Below are 291 nucleotides of genomic sequence, written 5' to 3'. Positions count from 1 at the left end.
CCCTCCAGCACACACCGCAGCGTCAGCTCCGCGCCCATCCGGCGGAGCTTCTCCCCAACCTGCTCGGGCGTTTCCGGCTCGGCTTACTCTTCAGGCTTCTCCGCAGCCTCCGGCGCGGCAGGGGCCGCTTCCTCAGCAGGCTGGGCCGGGGCCTCCTCTGCCGGGGCGGCAGGCCGGGCGGGTGCCTCGTCCTCTTCCCGCCCCATCAGCGGCAGGCTCATGCTGTCGTCCTTGCTGGGGGCCTCGGTGCGGGTAGGGGCCTGCGGCTCGTTCACGTCCGCACCCTTGCCA

The 291-nt window shown here is 72.9% G+C and carries 1 protein-coding gene; it reads right to left on the bottom strand.

From position 1 onward, the window contains the following. Positions 1-83: 83 nt before the first annotated feature. Positions 84-291, bottom strand: a 208-nt coding sequence (locus P0G09_RS20030) for a hypothetical protein (RefSeq protein WP_275253550.1), incomplete at its 5' end; no start/stop codon positions are given.

It is taken from the genome of Faecalibacterium sp. DFI.5.82 (assembly GCF_029076575.1).
GTDB lineage: Bacteria > Bacillota > Clostridia > Oscillospirales > Ruminococcaceae > Faecalibacterium > Faecalibacterium duncaniae.
This window is presented reverse-complemented; position numbering and strand designations above follow the sequence as displayed.